11 protein-coding genes are annotated in these 13,532 nt (G+C 43.0%); 5 read left to right on the top strand and 6 right to left on the bottom strand.

Annotated elements, in window-relative coordinates; genetic code table 11:
• Window positions 1–35: 35 nt before the first annotated feature.
• The 3 genes from FHS68_RS05835 to FHS68_RS05825 all read left to right on the top strand — a co-directional run bounded on the left by FHS68_RS05835 (window position 36) and on the right by FHS68_RS05825 (window position 4,368).
• Window positions 36–404, top strand: a complete 369-nt coding sequence (locus FHS68_RS05835; protein WP_229211782.1) for a four helix bundle protein — start codon at window positions 36–38, stop codon at window positions 402–404.
• A 104-nt stretch (window positions 405–508) separates the two neighbouring features.
• Window positions 509–1,561 (top strand): sugar phosphate isomerase/epimerase family protein, encoded by a 1,053-nt coding sequence (locus FHS68_RS05830; RefSeq protein WP_167268039.1) that lies wholly within the window; start codon window positions 509–511, stop codon window positions 1,559–1,561.
• Between the two features lie 83 nt (window positions 1,562–1,644).
• Window positions 1,645–4,368: a PQQ-dependent sugar dehydrogenase gene (locus tag FHS68_RS05825; RefSeq protein WP_167268037.1), complete on the top strand. Its 2,724-nt coding sequence runs from the start codon at window positions 1,645–1,647 to the stop codon at window positions 4,366–4,368.
• Window positions 4,369–4,441: 73 nt separating this feature from the next.
• Here FHS68_RS05825 and FHS68_RS05820 read toward each other — a convergent pair whose 3' ends face one another.
• The 6 genes from FHS68_RS05820 to FHS68_RS05795 all read right to left on the bottom strand — a co-directional run bounded on the left by FHS68_RS05820 (window position 4,442) and on the right by FHS68_RS05795 (window position 10,964).
• Window positions 4,442–6,067, bottom strand: a complete 1,626-nt coding sequence (locus FHS68_RS05820; RefSeq protein WP_167268035.1) for a tail fiber domain-containing protein — start codon at window positions 6,065–6,067, stop codon at window positions 4,442–4,444.
• 289 nt (window positions 6,068–6,356) lie between these two features.
• Window positions 6,357–7,970, bottom strand: coding sequence for a tail fiber domain-containing protein (locus tag FHS68_RS05815; protein ID WP_167268033.1), 1,614 nt, complete (start codon window positions 7,968–7,970; stop codon window positions 6,357–6,359).
• 161 nt (window positions 7,971–8,131) lie between these two features.
• Window positions 8,132–8,935, bottom strand: a complete 804-nt coding sequence (locus FHS68_RS05810) for a TIGR02757 family protein (protein WP_167268031.1) — start codon at window positions 8,933–8,935, stop codon at window positions 8,132–8,134.
• Window positions 8,922–9,134, bottom strand: a complete 213-nt coding sequence (locus FHS68_RS05805) for a hypothetical protein (protein WP_167268029.1) — start codon at window positions 9,132–9,134, stop codon at window positions 8,922–8,924. Before FHS68_RS05805 ends, FHS68_RS05810 begins: the two co-directional genes overlap by 14 nt.
• Window positions 9,135–9,152: 18 nt before the next feature.
• Window positions 9,153–10,172, bottom strand: coding sequence for a LysM peptidoglycan-binding domain-containing protein (locus FHS68_RS05800; RefSeq protein WP_167268027.1), 1,020 nt, complete (start codon window positions 10,170–10,172; stop codon window positions 9,153–9,155).
• Window positions 10,173–10,175: 3 nt separating this feature from the next.
• The gene (locus tag FHS68_RS05795; protein ID WP_167268025.1) at window positions 10,176–10,964 is read right to left on the bottom strand and encodes a DUF4905 domain-containing protein; all 789 of its coding nucleotides are present in this window, start codon (window positions 10,962–10,964) and stop codon (window positions 10,176–10,178) included.
• Window positions 10,965–11,018: 54 nt separating this feature from the next.
• Here FHS68_RS05795 and kdsB point away from each other — a divergent pair, with 54 nt between their 5' ends.
• Both kdsB and porX read left to right on the top strand, forming a co-directional pair.
• Window positions 11,019–11,759, top strand: coding sequence for a 3-deoxy-manno-octulosonate cytidylyltransferase (gene kdsB / locus FHS68_RS05790; RefSeq protein ID WP_167268023.1), 741 nt, complete (start codon window positions 11,019–11,021; stop codon window positions 11,757–11,759).
• Window positions 11,760–11,918: 159 nt separating this feature from the next.
• Window positions 11,919–13,484: a T9SS response regulator signal transducer PorX gene (porX, locus tag FHS68_RS05785; protein ID WP_167268021.1), complete on the top strand. Its 1,566-nt coding sequence runs from the start codon at window positions 11,919–11,921 to the stop codon at window positions 13,482–13,484.
• Window positions 13,485–13,532: the final 48 nt, after the last annotated feature.

The following is a 13,532-nucleotide window of genomic DNA, read 5'->3' as shown; positions in this document are numbered from 1 at the left end:
AGTGAATATTTTTGGCTTTTAATTGCACACACGGCTTGGAAAATGTAAATACGAAGGGAGACTTTGCATCTGCCATGCGTCAGAAAACGAAGCAGTTTGTTTTGCGAAGTATCAAATTGTTCCAGGCTTTGCCAAAAAATGAGCAGGCCAGGGTAATAGGAAACCAATTCCTTAGATCTTCGTCATCTGTGGGAGCTAACTATCGGGCAGTTTGCCGATCTAGAAGTCAAAAAGAATTTTATGCCAAAATTAGTATCACAATTGAGGAAGCAGATGAATCCTTATTCTGGCTCGAAATCATTTCCGAATCGGGACTTTTGCCAACTGACAAATTGAAAGGTCTGATGCTTGAAGCCGAAGAAATTGTCAGAATCTTATCAAAGGCAAGAAAAACAATAAGCTGAAATTCATTCACTAAATTAAAATTCACTCATTCGGAACATTCACTCATTCACTCATTCAACATTAAAAACATTCACTCATTCTCTCATTCACTCATTAAAAACATATGAAAACAATAAAAGGCCCTGGAATATTTTTGGCGCAATTTCTGGGAGACGAAGCACCTTTTAACACTTTGGATTCCATTGCGGATTATATGGCCGATCTTGGATACAAAGGCTTGCAGCTTCCAACCTGGGATCCTCGGGTAATTGATGTGAAACAGGCAGCGGAATCGCAGACTTATGCGGACGAATTGAAAGGAAAACTTGCCGATAAAGGGTTAGAAATTACGGAATTGGCATCCCATATTATTGGACAGCTGGTCGCTTCACATCCGGTTTATGACGAAATGTATGATGGTTTCGCAGCACCAGAAGTTCGGAACAATCCAAAAGCAAGAGCCGAATGGGCTATGCAGCATTTAAAATATGTTGCCCAAGCCAGCCGCAGGCTAGGTTTAACTGCCAGTGCAACATTTTCAGGCGCATTGGCGTGGCCATTCCTATATCCATGGCCGCAGCGCCCGGCCGGGTTGGTGGAAACTGCATTCAAAGAACTTGCTGCGAGATGGAAACCAATTTTGGATGTTTATGACGAAAACGGCGTCGACGTTGCTTACGAGCTGCATCCCGGCGAAGACCTTTTTGATGGTTCCACATTCGAAATGTTTGTGGATTATCTGGATGGGCATACCCGCGCAAATATCAATTACGACCCGAGTCATTTCGTATTGCAGCAGCTCGATTATCTGCAATTCATTGATCTGTACCACGACCGCATCAAAGCTTTTCACGTAAAAGATGCTGAGTTCAACCCTACTGGCAAGCAGGGTGTTTACAGCGGATTTGCAGGCTGGGCCGATCGTGCCGGACGTTTCCGTTCATTGGGAGATGGTCAGGTTGATTTCAGCAGCATTTTTTCTAAATTATCCCAGCACAATTACGGTAGCTGGGCGGTTTTGGAGTGGGAATGCTGCATTAAATCTCCTGTGCAGGGAGCTGCGGAAGGCGCTCCTTTCATTGAAGGCCACATTATCGAAGTCACCACAAAAGCCTTTGACGATTTTGCTGGTACGGGCGCCGACGAGGCATTTAACCGTAAAGTTTTAGGCCTGTAATCGCCCATTTACCAGTATAATAAAAACCTGTCTTTCTTATGGAAGATAGGTTTTTTAGTTAACCAAATTCACCAACACTAATAATGCGTCAATTCTCTTTTCTTAAAATAACATGCAGCATTTTGTTGCTTGCTGTCACTTTCCTGACCTTACTCAGCTTCTCTGTATTGGCTCAAACCAACACACCCCCTGAGGAAAATCGTTTTACAAAAAAAACACTGGCTACCAAGCTCGACGAGCCAACTGAACTGGTCGTATTGGATGATCAGCGCGTTTTGTTTACAGAACGCAAAGGGAAACTCAAACTTTACAATCCAAAAACCGGCAAGACAAAGGTAGTTGGGGAAGTTCCTGTTTATACCAAACAGGAATACGGTTTAATGGGATTGAACATTGATCCGAATTTCAAGACTAACAAGCTCATTTATCTGTATTATTCTCCTCCTTCGTCAGAGGCTGATACAGCACAACATTTGTCTAGATTTAAGTATGACGATGTGAAGGACACATTAATGCTGGGTACCGAGGAACTTCTCCTAACTGTTCCGGTAAAACGCACCGATTGCTGCCATACCGGTGGATCAATCGCCTGGGATAGTAAAGGGAATTTATACCTTTCCACTGGCGATGATGTAAATCCGTTTCAGTCAAACGGTTACGGCCCAATCGATGAACGTCCGGGACGCCAGGGTTGGGATGGGCAGCATTCTTCATCCAATACTAATTCGTTAAGGGGAAAAGTTCTGCGCATTAAACCGCGATACGGTGACAGGAGAGCCAATATGCCTGGCGGAACCAATTTGTACGATATTCCTGAAGGTAATCTTTTTCCTGCCGGTAATCCAAAGGCCAGACCCGAGATCTACGTCATGGGAACTCGAAACCCGTATCGCATTTCGGTGGACCAGCATACCGGCTACTTATATTGGGGTGATGTAGGACCTGATGCCTCTGTTGATAGTCCGAAACGTGGGCCAAGAGGTTATGATGAGGTTAACCAGGCGCGAAAGGCGGGATACTTTGGCTATCCGTTGTTTATTGCTGATAACAAGCCTTACATTGATTTCAACTTTGCAGATAGCACTTCCGGCAAGCCGTTTGATGCTGCGAAACCAATTAATAATTCTCCACACAACACCGGTTTAGAAGACCTTCCTCCTGCACAGCCAGCATTCATTTTCTATCCTTATGCCGATTCTCCCGAATTCGGTCCGATTGTTGGTAAAGGTGGCCGTAATGCTATGGCGGGGCCGGTTTATTATGCTGCTGATTTTAAGGATAGTAAGGTTAAATTTCCTCAATACTATGATAAAAAATTCTTCGCTTATGACTGGATACGTGACTATATCAACATTGTAACCATGAATGAACAAGGCGATTTAACGAACATTGAGCGCTTTCTGCCGGGCACGAAATTCAGCCACCCGATCGATATGCAGTTCGCCAATAATGGATCACTATATACATTGGAATACGGACCAATCTGGTTTGCCCAAAATGATGAAGCCAGCTTATCTCACATTACCTACAATGCCGGTAACCGGGTTCCTGTTGCGGCAGCTACTGCCAGCAACACCATTGGCGCCAGTCCTTTGAAGGTGGCGTTTTCGTCAAAGGGTTCAATGGATTACGATGGCGACCCGATTAAGTACGAATGGTCATTTGGCAAAGGCTTGCCAAAAAGCACATCACCGAATCCGGGCTTTACTTATGCAAAACCGGGAGAATATACCGCGGTATTGAAAGTGACGGACAATGCTGGCAATTCCAATACCTCCGAGGTTGTCATCAAGGTTGGAAATGCCGTACCACAGGTTGATGTTGCAATTAAAGGTAATAAGACCTTTTATTGGAATGATAAACCAGTAAACTACGAGGTATCTGTGTCCGATAAGGAAGATGGTAGTCTGGCCAGCAAAAAGATCCCGGATGAAGAGGTAACCCTTACTATCAACTATCTGGAAGGATTTGACAAAACCCAGCTGGCGCAAGGTCACCAGGCCAATACCGGTTTCGAAACCGGAAAACGGCTGATTGAATTGAGCGACTGCAAAGCATGTCATTCCAATGACAAAAAATCAATCGGTCCAGCGTATAGGGAGGTGGCTAAGAAATATAAAAGCGAAAGAAATTCCCTTAAAACGTTGACTGACAAGGTACTTAAAGGAGGCAGCGGCGTTTGGGGCGAACAGGCTATGCCAGGTCACCCGCAGCATAAACCGGAAGAAGTAGAAGAAATGGTGAAGTACATTCTAGCTCTTGCAAACGAAAAAGCGGTGGACAAAAAACCGTTGAAAAGTACTTATGTAACCGAGGCCAAAAAGAAAGATGGATCCTACATTTTTACCGCAAGCTATACGGATAAAGGAAACGGCAATATGGGCCCGCTGACCGGTTCAAAGACAATTGCATTAAGGCCTGCGAAAATCAGTGCCAATACTTATGATGACGGTAAGGACGTAGCAAAATTTAAGCTGCCCGAAGGAACTGAGGTCGTTCTTGGGTCAAAAAACGGGAGCTATATCGCTTTTGATGATATCGATCTGTCGGGAATCAGCAATATCGAATTGGCAACCGGATTTAGTGAAGGCGTGAATTCCGGAGGAATCCTGGAAGCGCATTTGGATACGCCAACTGGCGCCAAAATCGGTGAAGTAAAAGTTGCATCGGCAGGAACTGTAAGTATTCCCGTGAAAGCCGCGGATACTCGTCTGCACAAGCTTGTTCTGGTTTTTAGGAATCCGGAAGCAAATGCTAAACCTTTATTTTCTATTGACTGGATTCAGTTTAATAGCGCTTTGCAATAAAAGAGAAAGCTAAAAACGCAAGAAGGAGGCTTCGTGATGTAGCCTCCTTTTTGCTTTATAATGTGTGTTAATGTTATTTCACGACCATTTTCTTGGCACCATTGCTTTTGCCGTCGGTAATCAGATCATAAACAAAAACGCCGCTGCGGAATTCGGTTGCTGAGATTTCCAATGCACCTTCACCACGCTGGCTAACCGGGTAAGAATTCACCTTCACCCCATCCACGGAATAAATATTGACCAACGCCTCTTTCACAGATTGCGGAATGAAGTATTTGATGGATGTCTTTTGTGAAAAGCCATTCGGCGCATTTTGCAAAAGGATCACACCATTCTCATTCGGTTCGCCATCCTGGCGTGCAGCCGCGTTTCCATTTAACGATTTCGGGGAACCAGTAGCAACAATGCGCTCTAATTGGGCCAGGCGCTTGGTCAGTTCATTAACCTGCGCACTCACTTCCTGGATTTTGGCTTCTTTTTGCTCAATGATCACCTGCTGTTCTTTGACGGAGTTGATCAACAAATAAGTAACCGCGTTAGCGTCATAGTCGAGGTATTCGGTTTTATTGCCAAGAGAATCCTGATAAACAGCAGAACCAACGGTATAAGGAGCAATTTTCTGCATATCCTGCGCAATCACACCTACAAATTTCTTATCAGTTTTGATCCCTGCTTCTCCGTTATAACTAAACCAAACTGGTTTGATTTGCTGCAAAAGGTCCAGACCGTCTGTGAAATCTGAGATATCCTTTTTTAGTCGCTGATCGGACCATATAGTCCAGGTAGATGAACCTAGTTTAGCCGCGTCAGAATAATCTAATTGTAAATGATAGCTAGGTGCGGAAATTCCAATTCCCACGTATGCACTAGAAGAACCTAACACCAAACAATTATCCTTAGTTACTTTAGCAAATGCACCTATTGCTGTCGCATTTTCCAAGATTGGACTACCATCCGCCCAAGCACCTAAGTAGGTATTAAATCTGCCACTCGTATTACTTGCTCCTGCACTAAATCCAAGTGAACTGTTTTGATCCCCTTTTATGTTGGATTTACCAGCCCAAGTACCTATAAACGTATTTTGCGATCCCGTACTTGAGTATCCGGACTCGTAACCAACGAATGTGTTAGCACCGGAATTATCGCTATTAAAACCTGCCTTTGATCCCAAAAAAACGTTCCATAGCCCAAATTTACTGTTCCTCCCAGACTGCGATCCAAAATAAGCATTTTCCTTTCCATCATCATTGTTCGCACCTGCCTCAAAGCCCACAAAACTGTTGAACGAGCCTTGGGCATTCCTTATCCCAGCACTGGCGCCCATAAAAGTATTTTGCACACCTGAAACATTTCTGAAACCCGCTAAGGCACCCGTAAAGGTATTTTCGCTACCGTTGTCATTAGACGATCCAGCATATGATCCGTTAAATGTATTGTTGTTACCCGCAACATTTTTAAGCCCTGCGGCTGATCCGACAAACGTGTTGGATGCACCAGCTGAATTGGCTAATCCTGTTTGATGGCCAATGAATGTGTTATCTTTTGCTGTATTTACCTTTCCTGCGTCTATGCCAAAAAAAGCGCGATATTGCCCGCCAACCCCGGCACCAGTTCCATATTGCGTCCCCTGTGCATTCATCTGCTCAACCGAGCAAGCAATCATCATCAGCACCAGCGCTGTTTTGTGCCATTTTTTCATTTTGTAAATGTTTTGTTTTAAAATTTGTTATCTGCTATTGTAGCAGCTACAAATCTGACGTCTGGGGAGAGGAATAATGCAAAGGAATGAACAATCGGTTAGGCGAATTATCCACCGGGAAGTACTTATAACTTATTGTTAATTAGAATATTACGAATAAAATTGCCGTATCTGTAATGGCTTTGAAGAGATATAAGCGTATTAGTTCGAATGCTATCTCTCAGCCAGGTCAAACAAAAAAAGGGTCTCCGAAGAAACCCTTTTATCATTCGTAATAGAATCACATTCTCTATTTAACCAACATCTTTTTAGTCCCGGAACTTTGTCCATCTGTAACGAGCTCATAAATGTGAATACCACCTTTGAACTCGGTTGCAGAAAGGGTTAATTCTCCTTCCCCACGTTCCTGAATGTTGTAGCTTTCTGCTTTAACGCCATTTGCGGAGTAGATATTAATCACTGCCGTTTTCACAGATTGCGGAATGAAGTATTTGATGGAAGTCTTTTGTGAAAAACCATTCGGAGCATTTTGTTCGATTCTTGCAGCTACATTTTCACCATTGCCATTGTTCAAATTTGGCCCTGAGGATGTAGTTAACCTTTCCAGTTTTTCCAGACGGGTTAGCAGCTCCTGTTGAAGTTTATCGGATTTGGATAGCCTTTCAGACAATGACTGGATTTCTTCTTCCTTCTGGTCAATGATGACCTGCTGTTCTTTGACGGAGTTGATCAACATATAAGTAACCGCGCCAGCGTCGTAATCTAGGTAGTCGGTTTTATTGCCAAGCGAATCCTGGTAGGTAAAAGTACCAATCATATAAGGCGCGATCTTCTGCATATCCTGCGCAATGATCCCTACGAATTTTTTGGTGGTTTTAATGCCCGCTTGTCCGTTATAAGTAAACCAGACCGGTTTGATTTGTTTGAGAAGCGACAAGCCGTCGGTGTAATCTGATATATCTTTTTTCAGTCTTTTATCAGAAAATATGGTCCAGACGGAATTGCCCGGCTTCGCCGCAGTCGGTGAACTAAGATGCAGCTGATAATTCGGTGCGGATATTCCAATGCCAACGTTATCAATCTGCCTTCCTATTACAATGCTATTGGATTGAGTTACAAGAGCTCCCACACCGATTGCAGTGGAATTGGTGACATTGGCGGTCCCATCCGCATAAGCTCCTAAAAAAGTATTGTATTTGCCGTTCGCGTTGTTCATTCCGCTTGAGTAACCGAAAAAAGCGTTGTATTCACCTGTCAGGCTATTAGCGCCCGAATAAGATCCGAAATAAGCGTTATAACTTCCCGTTTCATTGCGCTCGCCTGCTTCATACCCGAAAAAGGCGTTTTCCTTCGTGTTCTTGTTATAATTTCCTGCTTGGGTCCCGACGAACACATTATTCTTGGATATGCTGGTATTTACCGAGGCAGTATTTAATCCAATAAAAACGTTTCCATCTCCGCTGGTTAGGCGACCGGCAGATGTACCCATCACAACATTACCATTTCCGGTACCCTTCCAGGCGACATCCTTCCCTATCAATACATTACTGCTGCCTTTGTACTCCATCCCGCTATTGGTGCCCACAAATACATTTTGATCACCCCCTTTTGTTCTGCCAGCCTGAAATCCGAGATAAACATTGTTAGATCCGGCATCGTTGGCATAACCGCTGTAATATCCCAGGAAGGTATTTGCGCTTCCTGCTACGCTTGTTTGTCCTGAACTTTTGCCAATAAATGTATTGAAAGCCCCACTATTCATGTTTCCAGCCAAACCGCCAACAAAGACACGGTCCTGTCCCGTAGTTCCCGACGAAGTTCCGTAATTGAGTTGTGCTTTTACCTCGCTGATCATGCATACTACAGCCAAGATTGCTGCTGCTGTTTTGTACTGTTGTCTCATATCTACATTGATTTAATAAGGTAAGTACCTTGTTTACAATGTTTCAAATATGAGATTTGATAGGCTCAAAAGGTAAGAAGAATGACTCAACGGTAGGCTGAATTGAATAACCGGCTAAGCGATTTATTTGATTATAAATAGTTCTATATCAACAAAATATACTATTTGGCAAACCCTTCAATCCCCAGCCCAAATAGTGCGAAGTCGTATTTCACGGGGTCGTTCGGATTAATTAGCCGCAGAGAGGCGGTTAGTTCTTTTGCAGTTTGCCAGTCGGTAACAGGTCTTTTGATCAGACCTAAAAGTCTGGCGACCCGGTCGACATGTACGTCGCAGGGACAAACAAGTTGAGAGGGTTTGATTTTGTTCCAGATGCCGAAGTCGACGCCTTTGTTGTCTTTCCGTACCATCCATCTGAGAAACATATTCAGCCGTTTGCAAGACGATTTCCGCATTGGGCTAGCAATGTGCTTGCGTGTTCGGGTGGGGAAATGTTCGGAATCAGAGAATAAATCGTGAAAGCCGATCAAGGCATTTTCAATCGTCTCATCATCCGGTTCCAAGTGCGCGCTAAACGCGTGTTCAAGCGAGTCGTGTTTACGGTAGTATTGTTGAAAAAAATGGATGAAGTATAAGGTGTCAGTGGTATTGAATGTTCTGTGCTTGAAATGCAGCAGGCGTTTTAAATCATTTTCCTGGTGATTTAAAACAAAATCGTGAGGGGCATTGTCCATCAATGCGGACAATTCGAGACATTTGTTGATAATGGTTTTTCTCTGTCCCCAGGCCAGAATAGCTGCCCAGAAACCCATGATCTCAATGTCCTGCTTTCTTGAAAAACGGTGAGGAATCCCGATTGGATCGAAAGGAATAAATTCTGGCTTGTTGTATTGTTCCGCCTTTTCTTCCAGTAAATCAATGGTATAAGAGGAAACAGAAGTGATTTCTTTTTCAGTGCTTGGCATGGCTACCTCCAAACAGGTAAGCCAGCACGCGTGAGATACCTGAAAAAAACATGACTATTCCCGAAAATAGAAAGGTGAAAATTGCAATGAAAGGATACAGGATGGTAAACAGGACACTCCATAATTTGTAGCCGGTAGTGTTTTTAAGTGCTGCTCTCTCCTCTTCCCGTTTAGAACGGAACTCTGGTGCGTGTTTCATATTTTTGTGTTCGTCCATTTACTCGAGATAACTGACTACCGCACGGAAACGTTTGCTATTGGGCGAAACTTTTTCGAAAGCGCGGGATGATAATTTGATGACGATATCATCATTGATGCTGGTGTCCGGTATACGTCCAATGATCCGCACAATGATCTTTTCCTGATTATATTCATTCAGTACCTCTACCAACGCGCCTATTGGTGCTGTACGGTGAAGGCCAAGAAATTTGCTGGTACTCTCGTCAGTTTCAATAACCTCTGCAAGTCCGGATTCTGATTTCTTCTTTCCCCTTACCACTTTCGGGGGTGCAACTTCCTCAACCGGTTTTAAAACTTTCTCAGGTACGACAGCTTTGGCTTTCACAGAGTCCTTCACAACCACCGTTGAAGTAACTTTTGGAGCTGGTGGTGTGACAACTGCAACTGGTTTTTCAATGCCTTTTTCACTCACGATCAGATCCTGGCCATCCGTTAAATTATCATCAGTCAGATTATTCCATTTTCTGAGATCGGCCATTAAAACGCCATATTTAACAGCTACACGATATAGCGTTTGTCCGGGTTCGACTTTGTGGATTCCGCTTGCTGGGATTGAAACCGCAGATCCTGCAATAGGTGCGGAAGTAGTGGGCGTTGGGGTTGGGGCGACTGTAACTTGGGTATCTACCGGAGGCTTAACGTCCTTTACTTCCGCTTTTTGAAGTTCCCTCTTCTCTTCCTTTTTTTCCTCTTTTTTAGAGTCTTTCTTGGATTCTTTCTTAGAAATTTTGGCGGTATATGGGACTCTGATTGTTTGTCCGAACTGAATTTGATCGCTCATTCCTGGGTTGGCATCCCGAAGAGCCTGAATTGTTGTGCCGTACCGACGGACAACCGCAAACATGGTTTGTCCCTGATTTACCTGATGCAAGACAAATATTTTGTCTCCCACTCTTTCGACTCCCACTGAGTCTGCAGCATTCAATTCCCCGCCCCGGACACGCTCCATTCCTGACAACAATCCTGCCATGAGGGCCAGGCAAAAAATATATTTCATTTATTATGAAAGCGTTAGACTCGAAAACTCATTATTATTTTTCAGATAAACCAGCGTCGACGCCTTCAGTAACATCGTTGAACGACCTATACCTTCACGTCCTTCCGACAGTTTTTCATGAAGAACCGTTTCCATTTGATCGGTCACAATGAGGAGGTATTGCACTGATTTATCTTGCTGGTAAATATAGTAAGAAAAGATCACATAGGGTTTGCACTCCAGATAATCGATACTGGTGGCGACATGCCCCAAAGTTTTATTTTGAATAAACGTCTGTAATCTTTCAAAGTAAGCATTTCCCTGCTTGTAACGAATGGGTTCTTTTAAAATTATTTGATTTTCAACATCACCAAAATTTCCCGATAACACGGTTATCTCGTCCGTATCGACGTTATATTCTTTATGTACGAATCCTTCCCCCTGCTTTGTTGCAACTTCGAGGATATTGTGATTCAATGTTCTAACTAAAATATAATTGGGAACCACCCTGATCATTTCACCAGTACTTGCAGCTAAAATGAGCAGATCCGTCGGTTCAGGTATTTCAGGATTTCGATAGCCATGCAAGTAGACGTGCCCTGCTGAAAAAGCGGTTAGTGAAGACCACCATTCTGCTCCTTCGGGATTTTCCTGCCAGAGAAGTTGTCGGCTTTGTGTATCGATCATTGCAAATGAGACCTGCTTTTCGGTAACGTCACGTAACTCAATGACCCACAGATTACTATCAGGAGCAGCGTCCGGAAGTATCCGCCAGATATTTTGTGAAAACCCGTGAGAAATAAGTTTTTGCAAGTTTTTAGTTCTATTTTGAGAGTTAATTACAAAGATCAAACCATCTACGACCTCGTGCGAATATTAGGAATAATTCCTGCCAGATATGCTTCTACACGTTTCCCCGCAAAAGCTTTGGTAGATATTGGTGGTAAAAGTATGATCCAGAGGGTCTATGAACAATCCTCCAAGACAAAACATCTCGATCAGGTTATTGTTGCCACAGATGACGAGCGGATTATGCATCATGTCCTGGGTTTTGGAGGAAAAGCCGTTATGACATCGCAAGACCACCACAGCGGAACAGACCGGTGTTTTGAAGCATTGACAAAAACTGAGGGCACATACGAATATGTCATTAACATTCAGGGTGACGAACCTTTCATTAGTCCTGAACCGATTGATCATCTGGCGGCGGTATTGGATGGGGAAACCAAATTGGCAACTTTGGTAAAAGTGATTGATAATGCGGAGATACTATTTAGTCCTAATGTTCCCAAGGCCATCCTGAACAGCAAAAATGAAGTAATGTATTTTAGTCGGCAGACTATCCCCTACCTAAGGAATTTAGAAAAGGCAGATTGGCTCAAATCGCATACTTTTTACAAACACATTGGAATTTACGCATATAGGGCAGATGTTCTCGCTGAAATCACCAAACTATCTGTTTCGTCCCTTGAAAAGGCAGAAGCATTAGAACAATTGCGCTGGCTTGAAAACGGATATGCTATAAAAGCTGTGATCACATCAGACGATTCCCACGGGGTAGATACGCCAGATGACCTGGACAGAGTCACCAAAAAGTTTCTTCAATAGCAACCTGACTTGGTACACATTTTTAGCCTTTATATAAACGTATATTTAATATTTTACAACTCTCTTAAAAAACGTTAAAAGAGCCATTTTTATACAAGGCTTTCTGATTACCTCGTTACCCTTATACGCATTTTAAGTTAACATTGAAAAATCAATCCTATGCAATACAACATTCTTTGGGCCGATGATGAAATAGATCTTCTCAAACCACATATCATGTTTCTGACAAATAAGGGTTATAATGTCACCCCTGTAAACAGCGGAGCAGATGCCTTGGATCGGATAGAAAATGACAGATTTGACATTGTATTCCTCGACGAAATGATGCCTGGGATGACTGGATTGGAAACACTGGCACAGATCAAGCAGCAACAGCCTAACCTTCCTGTTGTCATGATCACCAAGAGTGAGGAAGAACATATTATGGAAGATGCCATTGGATCGAAGATTGATGATTACCTTATTAAACCTCTGAATCCCAATCAGATATTACTTTCAGTAAAAAAGATTTTAGATAATAAAAGGCTTGTTACTGAAAAAACCACGCTTAGTTACCAGCAGGAATTCCGTAATCTGGCCATGCAATACCAGGACCGGATCGGTCATGAAGAATGGGCTGACATTTATAAAAAACTGATATACTGGGAGCTTGAACTGGAAAGTTCAGAAGATCAGGGAATGGCAGAAGTATTCAGTATGCAGAAAAGCGAGGCGAATGCCAATTTTTGTAAGTTCATTGAAGACGAGTACGAAGATTGGCTGAATGATCCCCGTTCTGACAAGCCCATTCTCTCACATCAATTAATGAAACAAAAGGTTTTCCCACATCTGAAAGGGGCTGATGGGCCAATCTTTTTCCTGTTAATAGATAATTTCCGCTATGACCAGTGGAAGATGATCCAGCCGATCTTACAAGAGTATTTTAATATTGAGGAAGAATCGTCATATTATTCTATCCTGCCTACAACAACGGGTTACGCCAGAAATGCAATTTTCTCAGGCATGATGCCGAGCGAAATGGAGCGTAAGCATCCACAGTGGTGGGTGAGTGACGAAAACACGCCGGATGGAGAGGAAGGTCTCAACAATCACGAGCATGACTTTCTTCAAAAGCAACTTGAAACGAACCACTTTAACATTAAGTCGTCCTATCATAAAATCTTGAATACGAACCAGGGAAAGGCGCTTATCGACAATTTCAACAACATGCTAAACAACCAGTTGAATGTGATTGTCTATAATTTTGTAGATATGCTATCCCATGCACGTACTGATGTTCAGATGATTAAAGAATTGGCACCAGATGAAGCGGCGTATCGCTCGATTACCAAATCATGGTTTCAACATTCACCGTTGCTTGACTTTATTAAAAAGATAGCTGAGAAAAAATGCCGCCTGATCCTAACCACCGACCATGGAATGATCCGTGTTCAAAAGCCTGTGAAGATTATTGGGTATCGAGAGACAAACACCAATCTTCGCTACAAGCATGGCAAGAATCTTGGATTCGATGATAACCACCTGATGGTTTGCAGAAAACCTGAACGTATATTCCTACCGAAACCACATGTATCTACTTCTTACGTCTTCACAAAAGAGGATTATTTTTTCGCTTATCCAAATAACTATAATCAGTATGTGAACCTATATCGGGACACTTTTCAGCATGGTGGAGTTTCACTGGAAGAAATGATTATCCCTTTTATAGATCTCAAAGCCAAATAATTGGAAAGACTTATAAACACGGAAAGCGGCACAAAAATGTGCCGCTTT

Origin of the sequence: Dyadobacter arcticus (genome assembly GCF_011762185.1) — a bacterium.
In the GTDB taxonomy this organism is placed as follows: domain Bacteria; phylum Bacteroidota; class Bacteroidia; order Cytophagales; family Spirosomataceae; genus Dyadobacter; species Dyadobacter arcticus.
This window is presented reverse-complemented; position numbering and strand designations above follow the sequence as displayed.